The organism is Klebsiella sp. R445 (assembly GCF_051131755.1).
Lineage (GTDB): Bacteria > Pseudomonadota > Gammaproteobacteria > Enterobacterales > Enterobacteriaceae > Klebsiella > Klebsiella lignicola.
This window is the reverse complement of sequence record NZ_CP180446.1, coordinates 4,082,435-4,098,341: the sequence shown is the minus strand read 5'-3', so window position 1 is coordinate 4,098,341 and position 15,907 is coordinate 4,082,435. Positions and strand designations below refer to the sequence as shown.

Annotated in this window: 18 protein-coding genes and 2 pseudogenes; 11 read left to right on the top strand and 9 right to left on the bottom strand. The window is 47.4% G+C overall.

From position 1 onward, the window contains the following. Window positions 1-41 precede the first annotated feature (41 nt). The 3 genes from ACMYSN_RS19350 to ACMYSN_RS19340 all read right to left on the bottom strand — a co-directional run bounded on the left by ACMYSN_RS19350 (window position 42) and on the right by ACMYSN_RS19340 (window position 2,895). Window positions 42-1,595: a peptide MFS transporter gene (locus tag ACMYSN_RS19350; RefSeq protein WP_462495835.1), complete on the bottom strand. Its 1,554-nt coding sequence runs from the start codon at window positions 1,593-1,595 to the stop codon at window positions 42-44. A gap of 484 nt (window positions 1,596-2,079) precedes the next feature. Further along, window positions 2,080-2,469: a VOC family protein gene (locus ACMYSN_RS19345; protein ID WP_462495834.1), complete on the bottom strand. Its 390-nt coding sequence runs from the start codon at window positions 2,467-2,469 to the stop codon at window positions 2,080-2,082. Window positions 2,470-2,586: 117 nt separating this feature from the next. Continuing rightward, window positions 2,587-2,895, bottom strand: coding sequence for a hypothetical protein (locus ACMYSN_RS19340; protein ID WP_462495833.1), 309 nt, complete (start codon window positions 2,893-2,895; stop codon window positions 2,587-2,589). 222 nt (window positions 2,896-3,117) lie between these two features. Here ACMYSN_RS19340 and ACMYSN_RS19335 point away from each other — a divergent pair, with 222 nt between their 5' ends. From ACMYSN_RS19335 to ACMYSN_RS19300, 8 genes and pseudogenes are all read left to right on the top strand, one after another. Then, window positions 3,118-3,654: an HNH endonuclease gene (locus ACMYSN_RS19335; RefSeq protein WP_462495832.1), complete on the top strand. Its 537-nt coding sequence runs from the start codon at window positions 3,118-3,120 to the stop codon at window positions 3,652-3,654. Between the two features lie 28 nt (window positions 3,655-3,682). Continuing rightward, on the top strand, window positions 3,683-3,955 hold the full coding sequence (locus ACMYSN_RS19330; protein ID WP_462495831.1) for a hypothetical protein: 273 nt from the start codon (window positions 3,683-3,685) through the stop codon (window positions 3,953-3,955). Window positions 3,956-4,124: 169 nt separating this feature from the next. Continuing rightward, window positions 4,125-4,268: pseudogene (locus ACMYSN_RS19325) on the top strand (type VI secretion system tube protein Hcp); the annotation flags it as partial. Window positions 4,269-4,278: 10 nt separating this feature from the next. Continuing rightward, on the top strand, window positions 4,279-4,506 hold the full coding sequence (locus ACMYSN_RS19320) for a polymorphic toxin type 44 domain-containing protein (RefSeq protein WP_462495830.1): 228 nt from the start codon (window positions 4,279-4,281) through the stop codon (window positions 4,504-4,506). Then, on the top strand, window positions 4,484-4,879 hold the full coding sequence (locus ACMYSN_RS19315) for a hypothetical protein (protein ID WP_462495829.1): 396 nt from the start codon (window positions 4,484-4,486) through the stop codon (window positions 4,877-4,879). The genes ACMYSN_RS19320 and ACMYSN_RS19315 overlap by 23 nt, the downstream gene beginning before the upstream one ends. A gap of 383 nt (window positions 4,880-5,262) precedes the next feature. After that, window positions 5,263-5,370 (top strand): annotated as a pseudogene (locus ACMYSN_RS19310) (type VI secretion system tube protein Hcp); the annotation flags it as partial. After that, window positions 5,367-5,780 carry a polymorphic toxin type 44 domain-containing protein gene (locus ACMYSN_RS19305; protein WP_462495828.1) on the top strand — a complete coding sequence of 138 codons (414 nt, stop codon included), beginning with the start codon at window positions 5,367-5,369 and terminating at the stop codon, window positions 5,778-5,780. The pseudogene ACMYSN_RS19310 and the gene ACMYSN_RS19305, both read left to right, overlap by 4 nt. Continuing rightward, on the top strand, window positions 5,758-6,183 hold the full coding sequence (locus ACMYSN_RS19300) for a hypothetical protein (protein ID WP_462495827.1): 426 nt from the start codon (window positions 5,758-5,760) through the stop codon (window positions 6,181-6,183). Before ACMYSN_RS19305 ends, ACMYSN_RS19300 begins: the two co-directional genes overlap by 23 nt. Window positions 6,184-6,822: 639 nt before the next feature. On the opposite strand, the gene ACMYSN_RS19295 is transcribed toward ACMYSN_RS19300, so the two are convergent. Then, a complete protein-coding gene (locus ACMYSN_RS19295; protein WP_462495826.1) occupies window positions 6,823-7,389 on the bottom strand; it encodes a recombinase family protein in 567 nt (188 codons plus the stop codon). A 526-nt stretch (window positions 7,390-7,915) separates the two neighbouring features. Here ACMYSN_RS19295 and ACMYSN_RS19290 point away from each other — a divergent pair. Further along, window positions 7,916-9,115, top strand: coding sequence for a DUF4236 domain-containing protein (locus ACMYSN_RS19290; RefSeq protein ID WP_462495825.1), 1,200 nt, complete (start codon window positions 7,916-7,918; stop codon window positions 9,113-9,115). Window positions 9,116-9,136: 21 nt separating this feature from the next. Here ACMYSN_RS19290 and ACMYSN_RS19285 read toward each other — a convergent pair whose 3' ends face one another. From ACMYSN_RS19285 to ACMYSN_RS19275, 3 genes are all read right to left on the bottom strand, one after another. Further along, on the bottom strand, window positions 9,137-9,427 hold the full coding sequence (locus ACMYSN_RS19285) for a helix-turn-helix domain-containing protein (protein WP_462495824.1): 291 nt from the start codon (window positions 9,425-9,427) through the stop codon (window positions 9,137-9,139). Between the two features lie 646 nt (window positions 9,428-10,073). Beyond that, a complete protein-coding gene (locus tag ACMYSN_RS19280; protein WP_462495823.1) occupies window positions 10,074-10,280 on the bottom strand; it encodes a hypothetical protein in 207 nt (68 codons plus the stop codon). A gap of 13 nt (window positions 10,281-10,293) precedes the next feature. Then, window positions 10,294-11,853, bottom strand: coding sequence for a tyrosine-type recombinase/integrase (locus ACMYSN_RS19275; RefSeq protein WP_462495822.1), 1,560 nt, complete (start codon window positions 11,851-11,853; stop codon window positions 10,294-10,296). A 225-nt stretch (window positions 11,854-12,078) separates the two neighbouring features. Between ACMYSN_RS19275 and ACMYSN_RS19270 the strand changes: the two genes are divergently transcribed. Both ACMYSN_RS19270 and ACMYSN_RS19265 read left to right on the top strand, forming a co-directional pair. Continuing rightward, the gene (locus tag ACMYSN_RS19270) at window positions 12,079-13,311 is read left to right on the top strand and encodes a tyrosine-type recombinase/integrase (RefSeq protein ID WP_462495821.1); all 1,233 of its coding nucleotides are present in this window, start codon (window positions 12,079-12,081) and stop codon (window positions 13,309-13,311) included. Between the two features lie 193 nt (window positions 13,312-13,504). Then, entirely contained in the window at window positions 13,505-13,756 is a 252-nt protein-coding gene (locus ACMYSN_RS19265) for a hypothetical protein (RefSeq protein WP_071603011.1), read from the top strand. A 28-nt stretch (window positions 13,757-13,784) separates the two neighbouring features. Here ACMYSN_RS19265 and ACMYSN_RS19260 read toward each other — a convergent pair whose 3' ends face one another. Both ACMYSN_RS19260 and ACMYSN_RS19255 read right to left on the bottom strand, forming a co-directional pair. Next, entirely contained in the window at window positions 13,785-15,647 is a 1,863-nt protein-coding gene (locus ACMYSN_RS19260) for a hypothetical protein (protein WP_462495820.1), read from the bottom strand. Continuing rightward, window positions 15,640-15,840, bottom strand: a complete 201-nt coding sequence (locus ACMYSN_RS19255; protein WP_313851289.1) for a hypothetical protein — start codon at window positions 15,838-15,840, stop codon at window positions 15,640-15,642. Before ACMYSN_RS19255 ends, ACMYSN_RS19260 begins: the two co-directional genes overlap by 8 nt. Window positions 15,841-15,907: the final 67 nt, after the last annotated feature.

The following is a 15,907-nucleotide window of genomic DNA, read 5'->3' as shown; positions in this document are numbered from 1 at the left end:
CTTAATCAGACGGCCCGCTGTACATCGTTTTTCCGCTGCCGTCAGGCGTTGGAGACTGACTTCTGAGCGCTGTTGTTGCGGGTGTTTTCCAGCATACGACGCACCGGGACGATCAGCACGCAGAGCACGGCGGCGCAGATAAGCAGCGCAATCGAGCAGCGGGCGAAGAGATCCGGCAGCATATCCAGTTGGTCCGCTTTAACGTGACCGCCAATCAGGCCTGCCGCAAGGTTGCCCAGCGCACTGGCGCAGAACCACAGACCCATCATCTGGCCGCGCATTCTTTCAGGCGCCAGCAGCGTCATGGTCGCCAGACCAATCGGGCTCAGGCACAACTCGCCGAGGGTCAGCATCAGAATACTGCCCACCAGCCAGAACGGTGATACACCTGCCCCGTCGTTGTTCAGTACATGCTGTGCCGCCATCATCATCAGGCCAAAGCCTGCAGCCGCGCAGAGAATACCGATAACGAACTTGGTGATGCTGCTCGGACGGACGCCTTTACGCGCCATGGCCGGCCATGCCCAGCTGAAGACCGGCGCCAGCAGAATGATAAACAGCGCGTTGACCGACTGGAACCAGACCGCCGGGATTTCAAAGTCGCCGATCATTCGGTTGGTGTAGTCATTGGCAAACAGGTTAAATGAGGTTGGCTTCTGTTCAAATGCCGACCAGAAGAAGGCGGCAGAGACCAGCAGAATAAAGCACACCAGCAGGCGGGCGCGCTCTTTACGGCTCAGTCCGGCAAACATGAACAGGTAGATAAAGTACAGCACCACCGAAGCGGCAATCACGTATACCAGCATGCTGGCGACCGCGACAGGGTTCACCACGATCGCCCCCTGAGCAATCAGCGTGATGATCACCGCCGCGCCAACCGCCAGCGCCAGCAGCCAGGCGCCGACGCCGTTTTTCTTCGCCACCGGGCTGTTCCAGGTCGAATCGAGGCCCACTTCGCTGTCATAGCGTTTCATCGCCGGTACCGCGAAGACACGGAAGATAACCAACGCGACCAGCATCCCGAGGCCACCGATGCCAAAGCCCCAGTGCCAGCCGTGCGATTTGATCAGCCAACCGGAGATCAACGGAGCGATAAACGATCCCATATTGATGCCCATATAGAACAGCGAGAATCCACCGTCACGACGGGCGTCACCTTTCTTGTACAGCGTGCCCACCATTACCGAGATACAGGTCTTAAACAGGCCCGACCCCAGCACGATGAAAATCAACCCGATGAAGAACAGGTTGTCGCCCATAAAGGCAGACAGGGCGATCGACAGGTGACCCAGCGCGATCAGAATCGATCCATACCAGACCGCCTTCTGCTGACCCAGCCAGTTATCCGCCAGCCAGCCGCCCGGTAACGCCGCGAGGTACATACTGCCGGCAAAGATACCGACAATCGCTGAGGCGTTCTCACGCGCCAGCCCCATTCCGCCGTCATACACGGTGGCGGCCATAAACAGAATTAATAGTGGGCGAATCCCGTAAAACGAAAAGCGCTCCCACATTTCAGTAAAAAATAACGAACCCAGCGGATAAGGATGACCAAAGAAGGTCCGGCTTTCATTTTTATTCACAGAGGAATGCATAACTTCTCCAGATAAGGTGCGCCGCAGAAAACATGTTGACTATGTATACATCCGGCCAGTAATTAACATGAGGTATAATATTTTTTAACTATTTGATAACCATATTCTGGTTTTGTCTAGCCCCTCACCCCAATCTTTTAGATGAAAACTCGACAAACGTCTACTTTTATAGATTTTAAGTTGGCTAAAGTCAAAATGTGATTGACATCTCAAATGAAAATAAAAGAAAGGATTATTCGATTAGAAACAATTAGTTATGTGCATAGATTATCGCATTGATGTCACGTGCAGAAAGGCAGGATAACGCGATAAAAAGTAGGGGAAATACCAGGTTGGTCGCCGCGATGTTGGGAAGCATCGATAAGTTGTGATCTTAGCTGGCCGGAAGGATGACGGCGCTGAGGGAGGCGGGTCGAAGCCGGACCAACAGCACCGAATTTTTGCAATGCCTGAGAGAGCGTGTGTGAATTTTCGCGCGTGAACGCTATGCCCAGCGCCGGTTCTGCAGCACCACCCGGTAACCGTCGGCGTCGACGAATGTTTGCCCGTTCACGTCCCAGTACGGGTTAAACGCTGATACCCCGCGAAAGCCAGCCGTCACCATTCGGGCGCAAGCGTGCTCCCAGTCGGGCTTGTCGGGGTAATAGAGAACCAGTAAATCCTCATCCGTCGGGCCAGGCTGCACCGGGTGCCGGTGACAGACGGTGAATTCAAGGTGCCAGGGCAGCGTCGCATGGCCCAGCATAATTCCACTGAAACCGTCATGATCGGCGAAATCGGCAATGCGCTCCAGTCCCAGTCCCTGGCTGTACATCTCACAGGCGTGCTCAAGGTCGCTGACCGGTCGGGCAATACGCATGTGGCTGAAGATCATAGAAGCTCCCGTGGGTTAACAAGTGCTGCCCACCATGGGCAGCGGCATGTTTACTGTACCCGCGATTCCGCGCGGCATTTGTCCGTCAGAGCCTTATCATATTTATGATGCTCAACGTTATTGTCCGGGACAAGTATAACAACTCGGTAATTTACCTGCACAACATGCCATTATTTTACTGTAAAACAATAAAGATCCCGGGAATATTTCTCTGTTTCCTGATTCCCGGTCTGATGCAACATTAGCCAGAGCATTCAATAAAATCACTTCCTGCGGAGTTAAATCCATTTTCTTTGATTGGGTTTTATTTTGCAGTACCAGTTCAAAATAGTTACCATCAAACTTTTTTGATATATAACGACCCGCAGACTGTTTTATCCAGTTATTTAACCAACCAAGGCGTTCGAAGACTATGTATATTTGCATGAGTAGAGCACTTGTCTTTATATAAGACAGTTCTCCGGTTGTGGCATGGAGTGTTCCCAGCTATTGCCAAATATGTAGAACGTAAAGACAGCGGCAGAACCGTCCAAATACTGGCTACATCTGTTGGTGATGTGGCTACGGGCCTGGAGAGGATAATAGTTAAGACTCCAGGGCATACAGCGCCCCTTTTTGATTACGCGGAGACCCTCGGTCAGGTATATAATGCACATCTCTTTGGTGCTGACAGAAGCGTTGCACCATACAGATTTTTTTAACGTGCAGGATAGGTGCGCAGTGGAAACGTTAATGGTTGTGGCAGTTGTCGTGTTTATATTATTCAAAATCGTCAAGGTCGTAGCCGCCAGGCTATATCCTCCTGACACGATGGAAGCACGGGAACAGTATGACAGCAGCAATATGAAAGACTCATGGGGAAATTATCCCAATGCCGAGACACATGTCGGGTTATTCGAACAGATCCAGCGTGAGCAGCAACAAAGACAGCGAACCGCAAATGATGCGGAAGTGTTCTACAACTCAAAGGAATGGCGGCGTTTACGTTATCAGGCGTTCAGAGAGTACGGAAACAAATGCTGCGTGTGTGGTCGTGGTGCAAGTGATGGGATGGTGATGCATGTTGACCATATTAAACCTCGTTCCCTTTACCCGCATTTAGCCCTGGAGCTCTCCAATCTGCAAATCATGTGTAATGAATGCAACGTAAGTAAGAGTAACAAAGATGAGGTTAAATGGAGATAGGCTCCCGCTAGTACAGGAAACTTCCGGGGTGGGGTCAGTCCATCAAAACCACCCTATTGCATCCTATCTTATCGAAGTTAGCGGGAATATCTCGTTACGCCCGGCTGAGATTCTGGAAAAGTTCGAGGCAATTGATCAAACCGAAGGTAGCAAAACGGACAAGTTAAAAGCCTACTTTGACGTAGTTCAAAACGCGTATTGGAAGCAATTAAATATTGTTGAAGCTAAATATCTTTTAGACGCGCTTTGGTGGTTTGGTGAGGAAGTAAACCCAGGGAACGACTGGAGAAACTACTTCTAACTATTGAACATAAACGGGGGTGTAATGCCCCTTTCCTTTAGCGTCACTTAACTTAAATTTTAACCACACTTATATTAATGATTTTGTAACATCTGATCGTTTACTCACCAAATTTGATTACGTACACTTTCCTTGTGGACTTTTATAACAACATGAGGAAAAAGAGAAAATGGCTATTCCAGCGTATTTATGGCTCAAGGATGACGGCGGCGCAGACATTAAAGGATCTGTAGATGTTCAAGACCGTGACGGCAGCATTGGGATCAACGGATTTTCCCATAATCTGAGCATTCCAACCGACGGAATGACGGGTTTCTCCAGTGATGCACGACAATAAAGATCCGACCAAAGAGAAACATAACCATGTTGGTCACGCTGCTGGTATCCCGGATCAGATTCTTCTTCGCGGTGCAGGTGCGGCGCAAATTCTCGCAGGTACAAACCGTCCAGAGTTTGCAGATTATCCAGGGCCTAACTCTTATGGTGATGATCCTCAAGACCAGACCTGGATTAGAGCAGGGATAGACTATGCGAAACGTTCGGGTTTTTAAGTGGGCCGTAGTGCTTTTGGTCATAGTGGCTTGCTACGGTGTGTATAAGGTGCTCAACTCCCCAATAGACCTGACTGTTTACAAGGTTGAAAAAGTTAACTCTAAGTTGTCGCTATACATCACAGAGGGAAGTGCAGGTGTTACCACGGACTTTGTGTACCAGTTTTATTTAGTCCCTCCAGAAGTCACGGAAACGGCTTTCCTGAAAGGTATCGGGGATAAGTACCAGCCTTTTTTATCAACGTCTGACGGCAGTGCAAAGATCGCTATAAGTGATAGTGCTATTCATCTGGACGTGAAAGGCGATGTGTACCACTTCACCAATGGCGCGAGCTACTCAACCACAATCTACCTGAATGCATCACCATTCTAAGAGCATAGCCAGCTTTCACGCTGGCTCTCTTCTTCTGATTTCAGACAATAGCAATGCCCCCTTTATTTAGCGTTACTTAACTCATACTTAACCATGCTTACATTAATGATTTTGTTACATCTGATCGTTTACTCACCAACTTTGATTACATACACTTTCCTTGTGGACTTTTATAACAACATGAGGAAAAAGAGAAAATGGCTATTCCAGCGTATTTATGGCTCAAGGATGACGGCGGCGCAGACATTAAAGGATCTGTAGATGTTCAAGACCGTGACGGCAGCATTGGGATCAACGGATTTTCCCATAATCTGAGCATTCCAACCGACGGAATGACGGGTTCTCCAGTGATGCACGACACTAAAGATCCGACCAAAGAAAAGCATAACCACCTTGAGTGCGTAGAGCTACGCTACGAGCGTATCACCTGGAAATACTGCGATGGTAATGTTCAGTTTACCGACGCCTGGAATGAGCGAGCGCAAGCGTGAGATATCCAACATTCGCGGCATCACCTCACCCGCCGTTTGATGTGTCCTCTTTCGCCCCGCCGGGTGTGAATATCGTCAGTAACATGATGATGGCTCGCTTTCACCGTGGCCCGTCAGCCCTCACCTATGCATGGTTTTATCAGCAGGTAAGATGGCATGGCCCGTGGGATTACAAACAGCGCGGGAGGCAGTTCGAGAGTTTTGGTAACTTCCATTACGGGGCTGTTGGTCACGCTGCGGGGATTCCTGACAAAGTGTTACTCAGGGGCGCAGGATGGGCGCAAAGTCGCGCAGGAACAACTGATCCGGCTTTTGGTGATTGGTATGGCTCAACGCCTTACGGTGATGATCCTAACGACCAGTATTGGATAAGGGCGGGTATCGATTATGCAAAACGCACAGGCTTTTAAGAAGCGTTACCTACTCTTAATCCTGCTGGCAGTTGTCGCCTTTGGGGTTTACAAGGTGCTGCACTTCTCACCACTTGAGCAAGAGATTATCAAGAAGGTGAAAGTAAACAACCTGGCTAACCTCTACATCACGGAAGCGAGCGCAGGAGCCACCACGGGCTTTTCCTACCGTTTCTACCTGTATGATGCAACCAAAGACGATGAAGCGTTTATGGCGAGTCTGGAGGACGATCACGAGCCTTTCATGATCACCACGGACAAAGACGCATTGAAGAAGGTCGAGAATGACGCGATCTACTTGTCAGTGAAGGGAACCATCTACGCCTTTCACAACCGGGCGGCTTACAAAGTGCGGGATTCGATCTACTCCGTGCCTGTCTTCCTCACCTCATCACCATTCTAAGAGCATAGCCAGCTTTCACGCTGGCTCTTTTCTTCTGATTTCAGACAATAGCAAACCTGATGCCCGTTGGTGGTAAGACAACATGCGGAGCGTAGCGACTCCATCAGGGTATATCAGACAGTGAAGTTTATCAGGATGACCATGTACCCGAAGGAGCGAGGTCGAACCGCTGGCAGAGCTTGCATGTGGTTTGCAAGTACCAAAACCACCATAAACCTGTTTATTCCCTGCAACGTCATCACGACGTGTAGCATGTGGGAGCATCGGCAAAAATGCGCTTTACTGAAAGTTTGGGGAATTATGCCGGGTAGACGGCTTTGTGTTCATGTTGGACTGTCGCAGTATGCACGATGGAACGACTGCCAGTGTGATGATATGCGCCTCTGTACCACAGACCAATCACGCGACAGGTGCGGGCGTAGTACAATGGGTAGTTTAAGTTGTACCTGTAAAGCAGGACAACGTAACTGACTGAATAATCTAACTTATTGATTATTCAGGAGATCTGGAGCGGGCGAAGGGAATCGAAGTATCGAAGACAATCGGTCACTAACCATTTGATTCTTAAGTACCAAGGAATCCCTTGGGTTACATAGTAGGTTACAGTCTACTTGATGATCTGTCTACGTGTTCTATTCCTCATTTATGCCAATGACGCTTCACAGTGCGAACAGAGATGCCCAGATGATCAGCAGCCTGAGCCTGAGATAGTCCCATAGTCTTACACTGTTGAACGCTCTCGGTTGTCTCAGTGGCTTCAGGTCGCCCCAGCTTAACGCCCTCAGCTTTCAGGCGATCAAGAGATTCCTGAGTACGCTCCCTGATTCTGTTCTTCTCAAACTCAGCAAAGACGGAGAACATCCCCAACATCATTTTGCCTTCAGGCTTGCTGAGATCAGGGACTGGTAAATCGAGGCTAATAACTTTCACGCCCATAGACCCTAAGCGTTCTACGGTAGATAACACATCGATAGCATCACGACCTAAGCGGTCAATCTTAAGAACAATCAGTTCATCCCCCGCTTCCAGTTTGTCCACCAGCTTACTGAACTCCTTACGGCTGGCTGTAGGAATCCCCCCTGAAATGGTCTCGCTAACTACACGACTGGCTGGTACATCGTAGCCACGCTGGCGGATAGCACTGAGTTGGTTCTCTGTCGTCTGTTCGCTGGTGGATACACGGCAATAGATAAACTGTCGGGTCATGATGAACTCTTAAGGTGACATTTAAAGTGGGGACATCATAGTAATGGTGACAATTAATATCAACCACTACTTTATGACACCATAGAATGACCCTTAGCCTTAGTGACATCTAACGGATGTTTGTTGGCACCAAAAGGAATAGGCAGAAAACCTTAATAAAACCTATTATCAGGAAATAAAGGTAGCCATTGAGACCACCTTAGGGGCATACGGGGAATGCAGGAAGAGAGCGACTTTCATGGTAACCACACAGAAATTTTTGACAGTTTTTCATAAGCGTCAACTGACATTGCAATACTCACTGCATGTATGATTTGCTCATCATCAACATATTTCCTATGGAAATTAAATCACTTGAATGTGAAAATCGCTTATGAAGAAGCGCGCTCGCCACTGTATTTATCTGAAGAAAGAAACAATGACGATAAGCCAGTACGTGGGACGGGTTAAGGATTAGGCTTCTGTATCTGATTGATGTTAAAGAAACTTCGAACTTTGGTGCGCATAACTATACAGGGAATACTTTATGTCTCTCCGCTTCAGACAAACCTTTACTCTTTTCCCCGGCGTTCGCCTCAACATTGGTAAGCGAGGAATAAGCGCGAGCATCGGTGTACCGGGTGCAACTGTCAATATTGGTCAAAAAGGAATCAGAGCGACAGTAGGATTACCTGGTTCTGGTTTGTCATATACAACGCCGACCTTACCCTACGAAGACAAGCACTCAGCTACCAATCTACTAAATCCGTCTTCTTCAGAGCCTCATTTTGATTTACCAGAGACAGTGCCAAGCAACATTCCATCAAACGCTAAGATTTATATGCCCCAAGCTGGGATGAATGAAATTTCCAGCGCCTCGGTTGAAGTTCTGACAAGTACATCACTTTTACCGCTGCGGGATTTGATCGCCAAAGCCCGAGAGCAAAAGGCAGAGGTAAAAGCAGATTTACACGAAGCACTCGCTGAAGAATCAAAACAAAAGAGCGAATTGGTTCGACGTAAATCAAGTCTCTTCCGTTGGTTTTACAAGCGCCGAATTGCAGAACTTGAAACTGAACTTCCCCAAACCCAAGCAGAAATTTCTCGCCTCGTATCTTGGGAGGACAATACTAAAATTGCTATCACCTTCGAAAGCAGTGATGCCTCACAGCGGGCTTATGCCGCAATGGTCCGTACATTCGACGCATTAAGATCGAGCATAAAAAAATGGGATATTACTGCGGATAAGGCTACAGACCAGTTTGCCGAAAGGACGTTAGCCACGCGGTCTGTTAATCGCCACCCTGTTACTTTCGATTTCAGTTCAACTGACCTCATTCAGTTTACAGGGCGTGCATTGCGGTTTGAAAACGTCAATGGTGACGATATATTGCTTTATCCGGGTGTTGCTGTCATACCACGCGCCGATGGGGCATTCGCATTAATTGACTTACGGGAATTACAAATTAGTGCAGAACATCGAGGATTCCATGAGGAAGATGGTGTTCCAAGTGATTCCAAGATAGCAGGACATACATGGGCTAAAACGAATAAGAATGGCTCACCAGACCGTAGATTTAAAGACAACTATCAAATCCCAATTTGTATTTATGGGAATATTACTTTTCAGTCTCAAACTGGGGTGACTGAAGAATACATGGTGTCAAATGCCGATGCAGCCCAAGCCTTTGCAGAGGCAGTCAAACGCTATCAGATTTCGCTCACTGAGTCAGAGGCTTTGGTATGAGTTTAACTCTTACATTTTCCATTAACCCATTTGCGGAAGTGCCTTAAGAACAAAAACAACCCGACTATCTAACATTTGGTCTGGGACAATTCTATTCTTCTGGTCACGCTTACCACAAGCGCTATTGATTATAAACTCACCATCATAGCGCTCACTCATATAGCTTTGGATTGCACCATCACGGCGCTGATATACACGTTCAAACCCTACAGACTCAATGATGCCATTAGCACGGAGGGTGATATAAAGTTGCTCTCGAGTCAGGCCAACAGCTTTGGCTACCTGAACAAAAGTCATTGCTTGAATAGACATAATTGATTCTCCTTCTATGAAGGTGTCTTTTCATCTGCTCCGAAAGGGCAAAGACCAACCAGTCAGCGGATTTATGACCTCGCCAACAGACAATGAGACACGTTAATAAAGACTGGATTAAGATGATTTAAGTGATGCTTTCGGGCATCGATTGGGAGTCGTTAATCATAATAGCTCAAAACCATGAGTCACCGACGACATTAGGGACACTAATAAGACTAATAATGAATATCTTTATGAATTAATTACTTGTGTAATTATAGTCGTATCCGATACCTGAACGTATATCGACAATTCAATAGTGACATGGCTGTCCGGGGCATCGCTGCCATCCCTCATATCTGGCTGACTAAGCTCAGAAGGGGAATCACTGAGCGCCTTTTGGTCTGGCACTAACCTTTCTATTGATTAACATGAGCACCACCCCACGCTGTCACCAGATCGACCATTTTGATCACCCCTTCGGGCACTGGCAAAGATATACGCACAAGCCTTAGTAGCTATAGGCCGGACTCGGATGTCCTGATTAGGGAAAGCATGTTGTTCTCCCAATAGTGTGGGGTATTAGAGAATCCATTCCCCCAATAGTCACTGGCATTAATTCAGACTTATATCCTATATAGCGAGGAGTATTGATTTTTGTTAACTACCAATCTCTTTCTTTACATTGAATATTTAAACGCCCAATTACATCAGCCGCGCGCGCATTTAAAAGCTGGATATAAAACCCCTCGCCCAAATTACGTAAGTGTTTAAATTCCACTCCAACCCTCATTAATTCAATACATACGGCCTCAACATCTTTGTTGTCATACGATTCTGGATAAATAACCTGCTTTTTAAATCCGAACATTTTTCACCTTCTTTTAATGAATAGCAGGAATCAACGTAGATACTAATACCTCTGCTAATATATCTACTTCGATTTCTTTAGCGTATCGGTCATATGTTATCGAACCTGAACTATGGCCTAATATTGCCTGAGCATAAGCAAGCTCGACACCTTTTCGTTTTAACTGTGTGGCAACGGTATGTCTGAGCGAGTGGAACGCTAAACCATCACGGTCAATAATTACTTTGGGCAGTAGTGTCCTGTTAAACCACTTACTAACCTGCTCACCATAACCATTCTTCATAAGACGCAGCCCATCAAAGATCATTGTTGAATCATCTTCAGAAGCGCCCCTACGGGATTCTACGAGGTTCATGAAGTCAGCTAATACAAATCCATAAGCACCATCAACAAGCGGTACAGAGCGCTCGCTGTGTGGGTTCTTGATAGACTTACCTTTCAAACCTGATTCATTGATATGGATATAGACAGTCCCGCATTCAGTGGTCTTAATATCACTCACCTGCAACTGAGCAACCTCATTGAGTCGTGCCCCAGTAATAGCTGCCAAGACTGGCACATAATAGTGATATGGCTTACCAGAAGGCTTGTCAGCGTACTTAGCAGCAGCGTTAATAAGCAGGTCTACCTGTGTCACTGTGAATGCCTTACGCGCATCAGAAGCCTTGCGAGGAGGTGCCTTGAGTTCCAACCCTTCAGTAAGATTTCTTTCAATGAGACCGTTACGGACTGCCCATTTTATTACAGCCGACATTTTGACCAAATATTTATTATTGATGGTCACTACATCCATACAATCCGATTTATCAGCGCGCGCCAATAGTTCAACTAATGGGGCATCCTTGAAACGTTGTTTACGATTCTTTGGTATTTGCTGGAGAATATCACGAACAGCAATCATATCTGCTCGGGTGGCCTTTGTGAGATCATCGATTCCAAGGTGCTTGAATATTTCTACAAGGGTCGAATGGGATGCCTGATTCTCAGATAAAGTTGCTGGTTTCCAGTTCTGAATATTTTCACTTTCATACTGCTCAATGAGATCACTGAGACATACAGTCTCGCTTACATCGAGTCCAACAGATACAGGCACATTAGCGGCTACATTGCCATGACCATCGAGATAATCCAGCAATGGCTTATTATTACCTTCGATTCTTTCCATACACGCTTTCAGAACAGTCAGTGCTTCCGCAATGTAGCGGTGCTGGTCGATAGTCAGCTGTTCACTGGCTACAGCATCAGTCAAATGCTGTCCAAGCTCGTTGTACTGGTCCCGATAAGTATCCCTCATATCTGTCTGGAATAGATCAGAACGTCCCGCAGAGATTTCCCACTCAGCAATTTCCTTGAGATGCTCCCTCATATCCTCGTAGGCCATATCAGGATTATCCGCATGAACAGCCTTGAGCGCCGCTTTGATTTGCCGTGAATGTGACATAGCCGTTCTTCTGTCTCGGGTACGAAGGGAAAGAGAGGTAATTTTATGACGGTTCTTCAACCTGAAATAGTAAATTCCATTGCGCTGATAAAGATAAACATTTGTCAGGTGAATAGTATTGCTTTGAATCATGCTCGTAGCCCAATTTGGGTTACACAGTAGGTTACAGTCAGCTACTGTAAGGAGGCTTTATGCCGTGTCCTCAAGGGATTCAATGAGATAGGTACTGAAAGAATGATCATGGAGCGGGCGAAGGGAATCGAACAAAAATCCATTCCACTTCTGTAACCTACTGACAGATAACGATATTGCGATCAGCATAGGTAACTGATTGCGTGATAATAGAGGATTATTATCGTGTCAATCAAGAGCCAGGCGTATTTATATAAGCGAAAAGACGGAATCTGGATGTTTCAGATCTTCGTGCCTAAGTATCTTCGATTCTTATATCCGTGTCGGATGTGGCGTAAAACCACCTCAACCCGCGATCTCAACGAGGCTCGACGGTTCAGAAACCACCTGTTGTTAGAGTGGGAAGAGCTAAAGCGGAAGTACAATCCAAGCAACCCGGATCAGTGGTTACAGCAGTCAATAGCCGCATTACATACCGAGGGGAAGAAGAATAAGAACCGCCCTCAACCTGTAGCGCGATCCTGTTCGATTCCCACTCTGTGCCTATTACGGGACGAATACGCCGAAAGCTATAAAGACCGACGTTCTTATTCAACGTTGAGCAAATCGGCGCGAGCCGTTGAGTTATTCCTTGAAAGTGCCAAACAACCCGACATTGCATTAGAAAGGATAGGCCGTCGCCTGGTCACTGAGTTTCTCGAAACGCAAAAGGAAAAGGGGGCCGCCGATCAATCTCGTCAAAACTGGCTGACGTGCTTAGGCTCACTCTATGAGTTTGCAAAGCGCCGCAATGATGGCATACCAGATCGCAACCCGTTTCACGGTCACAACCTCGAAGCACGACGAACAATCGAGAGCTATCAACCATTCGAGCCTGAGCAGATGCAAAAGCTACTTGATGCAGCAGAGCCGGAGATCAGGAACATTGTAATCATGGGGCTGTTTTCAGGATGCCGCCTTGATGAACTGGCAAGCCTCAAGAAGTCGGAGATCCAGACGGTGGAAGGTGTGCGCTGTTTCTACATCTCGAAGTCAAAGACCAAAGCGGGGATCAGGCATGTGCCGATTCACTCCCTGTTATCTGCGATAGTCGATGAATACATGAGCCACAGTTACGGCGAATACCTGTTCCCACAGGCTAACAAGATTAACCGTGCTGACGGTAAGAAAGGCCCTTTCTACTCTCAAGCGTTCACCAGGTTACGCCGTCGTGTTTTGCCTACAGCTACAGATCGCCAATGCTTCCACAGCTTGCGCGGGATGTTCATCACCTGTCTTGACCGTGCTGGATGCCCCGAGCAGCGTGTAGGGGCGATCACCGGACACACCGAACAGAAAGCCAAAACGGAAGCCTTCCGCACATACTCTCAGGGGGCGAGCATGGAAGAGTTAGCAGGGTATGTGGAGATGGTGAATTATGAACAAATAGCGATCAATAAAACCAGTGATATCACCTAATCATGATGTTAAATAAGCAGTCATTTCAGCATAAAATATCGCACGTTTTGCTAACTGTGAATTTATCCAGTTAAATGCTGATTCATCGTTGCACAGCGAAACGGTGAGGCTTATTATAAATACCACATGTTGTGTTAATTCATCAAACAGATACAACATGTGCAATTATTCACTTTCTGAATAGGTGTTGAGAATGGCTAACAACTCAAAGCAGACCTCAAGCAAAGTAGCATCTGTCGCAGCACAAACATTAAACAACCCTAACGCATCTGGAATCCAAAAGAGCCTTGCTGGTTCAGCACTGTCTCAAAAGGGTTCTTCAAACCAAACAAGCGGTGCAATGGAACATAAAGCATCTGCTGCCCTCAACAACCCACGCTCAAGTGAATTAACCAAAGAACTTGCCGCCTCTGTTCTCGCTCAATCGAACAAAGGGCGTAAATGAAAAAAGGGGCGTAAGCCCCTTTTTCTTATCAACCGCCTGTACTGCTTTGACCGCTGCTTACTGCTAACGTTAACGACTGTTCGAAACTGGCTGCTGATGCTTTAGCGTTGAAATCGATGTAATCAGACAAGCGACTAACATCACTTTGCAGGGTTAGTCCTACTTCTGGATTCACTTGCAGATTAAACGTAGGATTCAGCGTGTAAGCTGGCGCACCACCACCAAGAGACATAGCACTATCACGCAGGGATTGCCCTGAAAGGTCGTACTGATTCGCCGCTGTTCCGGCAGACTCACCACTGATCCCCAACCAGTCCATAATAGCGGGGCCAACGCTTCGAGTATCGAAGCCCGTTTTCTCTTGAATCCAATCAGCACTAGCATTGGCTGAACCATTAACAACACCATCGTAGAGAGCCTGGGCCGCTGGTTTATCGGAATCTGCGAACCACTGAGGGAAGCGAGCGCGAAGCCCTGCGTTAATATCGCTCACAACACCAGAAATCTCACCAATAAAGCCCGTCACCTGTTTAGCTAAGTCGCCTAACCCCTCTCCGAGCATTTCAGCAGATTCGGTGATCACTTTGGTGTTCTTCACGAGATCGTCGCCCCCATCAGCAAAGCCTTTCATGAATCCAGTGAATAAACTGTTATCAACACCGTTCATTAAGGACGACATTGCTACAGACAGATCGCCATAAGCGTAGGTTTGCTTAATTTGCTCGTCGTTCAGCGTCTGACCACTGTCCACAAGGGTTTTCAGCGTCTTGATAAACTCTGCGCCATTATTCAGGAAAGCATCGGTATAGTGTGCAAGATCGTCGCCGTAGTCCTCAATAAGATGCCCTATGGATGCCTGAGACATTCCACGACGCTGACCTTCATTCACCGTAGCTTGAATGAAATCTAACGGATTATCCTGATACTTAGCGATCTGCTCTTTGTTCCAGCCGAACTGGTTCATAACGTTGTCTATAGCACCGTTGCCGCCCTTCCATTTTCCAGACTTCTGATCGAATGTGGAGTTTGTCACCGACTCGCCCAAACGCTCACGCACGTCTTTGAAGTTATCAGTGATCTTGTCTACAGATGCGCTGTCGATACCATGTTGCTGTCCGTAGGCTACCAGCGCTTTTACAGCGTTTGGATTAGCCTTAACCAATGCTGATTTTCTCACCAGATCCAGATTCTCGTTCCCCTTATCACGGACACGAGACAAGATGCCAGCGCCGCCAGCTAATGCCGCCGTTGCGCCAATAAAGCCAGCACCACCACCGTTCAGATTCAGCCCCTTCTCTTTAATACCCTTTGCCGCCCCAGGGTAGTCCGTGCGTTTGGCATGTTTCAGCGCTGCCGCCTGTGCCTGAGTGGATGCAGTGATACGGTTTTGCAATGCAGCCTCACGACGCATAAGCGCTATACGCTCACGAAGTTCATAATTCATCTTCTGGCTGCTGATCTGCCCGTTACGGAAAAGCTCTGTCTGCTCGTGAGCAAACTTTGCAAATTGGTGTTGTGTGGCGGCATCCACACCGTATTTACCAGCTATACCTTTCATCTGGAGGATGGATGAGCGGCGTTTCAGATCTGCCGTTTCATTACGTTTAGCTATCTTCGCGGCTTCTCTGGCTTGCGCTTTCCCCGCCTGTGCTGCCTGACGTTGTTGCTTCAAGTCACTCGTAGACTTAGGAGAAGCCGCTTTAGCATCTGCCACTTTTTCACGCGCTGATTGTCGGCGTTGCTTCTGAGCCTTGAAACGGATCTTAGGGTTGGCGAGTTTCTCAAAGTGTTTTTGAAGGTCTGTAGCCGCCTTTTTCGCTTCGGCAATACTGCTTTTATCAACGGTAAAAGTAACTGTGTTGACGATTTTAGACGTGTTGATCTCAAGCATCAGCACCGCCTTTCTGATCCAGGAAGTGATGAACAGCCTGTTCCACCGTATCACCACGGAAAATACGCGCTCTAACGCCCGTATACGAAATTTCTAATAGTTCGCAAAGCTGGCTCACCTTGAGTAATCCGGCTGCATCATTGCCCTGAATGTTGATGTGCATTCCCTGGGCGCTTTTTAAAATAAGTTGCATAATTTTTCCTCACTCTGGAAACAAAAAAGGGGCAAGGGCTGGCGCATTTGCTTTGCGTGTTCCAGTT

Bases quoted from the DNA above. Each gene is read 5' to 3' on its own strand.
- ACMYSN_RS19350 (WP_462495835.1), bottom strand. From the start codon at position 1,595: ATGCATTCCTCTGTGAATAAAAATGAAAGCCGGACCTTCTTTGGTCAT.
- ACMYSN_RS19345 (WP_462495834.1), bottom strand. From the start codon at position 2,469: ATGATCTTCAGCCACATGCGTATTGCCCGACCGGTCAGCGACCTTGAG.
- ACMYSN_RS19340 (WP_462495833.1), bottom strand. From the start codon at position 2,895: ATGCAAATATACATAGTCTTCGAACGCCTTGGTTGGTTAAATAACTGG.
- ACMYSN_RS19335 (WP_462495832.1), top strand. From the start codon at position 3,118: ATGCACATCTCTTTGGTGCTGACAGAAGCGTTGCACCATACAGATTTT.
- ACMYSN_RS19320 (WP_462495830.1), top strand. From the start codon at position 4,279: ATGCACGACAATAAAGATCCGACCAAAGAGAAACATAACCATGTTGGT.
- ACMYSN_RS19315 (WP_462495829.1), top strand. From the start codon at position 4,484: ATGCGAAACGTTCGGGTTTTTAAGTGGGCCGTAGTGCTTTTGGTCATA.
- ACMYSN_RS19300 (WP_462495827.1), top strand. From the start codon at position 5,758: ATGCAAAACGCACAGGCTTTTAAGAAGCGTTACCTACTCTTAATCCTG.
- ACMYSN_RS19295 (WP_462495826.1), bottom strand. From the start codon at position 7,389: ATGACCCGACAGTTTATCTATTGCCGTGTATCCACCAGCGAACAGACG.
- ACMYSN_RS19290 (WP_462495825.1), top strand. From the start codon at position 7,916: ATGTCTCTCCGCTTCAGACAAACCTTTACTCTTTTCCCCGGCGTTCGC.
- ACMYSN_RS19285 (WP_462495824.1), bottom strand. From the start codon at position 9,427: ATGTCTATTCAAGCAATGACTTTTGTTCAGGTAGCCAAAGCTGTTGGC.
- ACMYSN_RS19280 (WP_462495823.1), bottom strand. From the start codon at position 10,280: ATGTTCGGATTTAAAAAGCAGGTTATTTATCCAGAATCGTATGACAAC.
- ACMYSN_RS19275 (WP_462495822.1), bottom strand. From the start codon at position 11,853: ATGATTCAAAGCAATACTATTCACCTGACAAATGTTTATCTTTATCAG.
- ACMYSN_RS19265 (WP_071603011.1), top strand. From the start codon at position 13,505: ATGGCTAACAACTCAAAGCAGACCTCAAGCAAAGTAGCATCTGTCGCA.
- ACMYSN_RS19260 (WP_462495820.1), bottom strand. From the start codon at position 15,647: ATGCTTGAGATCAACACGTCTAAAATCGTCAACACAGTTACTTTTACC.
- ACMYSN_RS19255 (WP_313851289.1), bottom strand. From the start codon at position 15,840: ATGCAACTTATTTTAAAAAGCGCCCAGGGAATGCACATCAACATTCAG.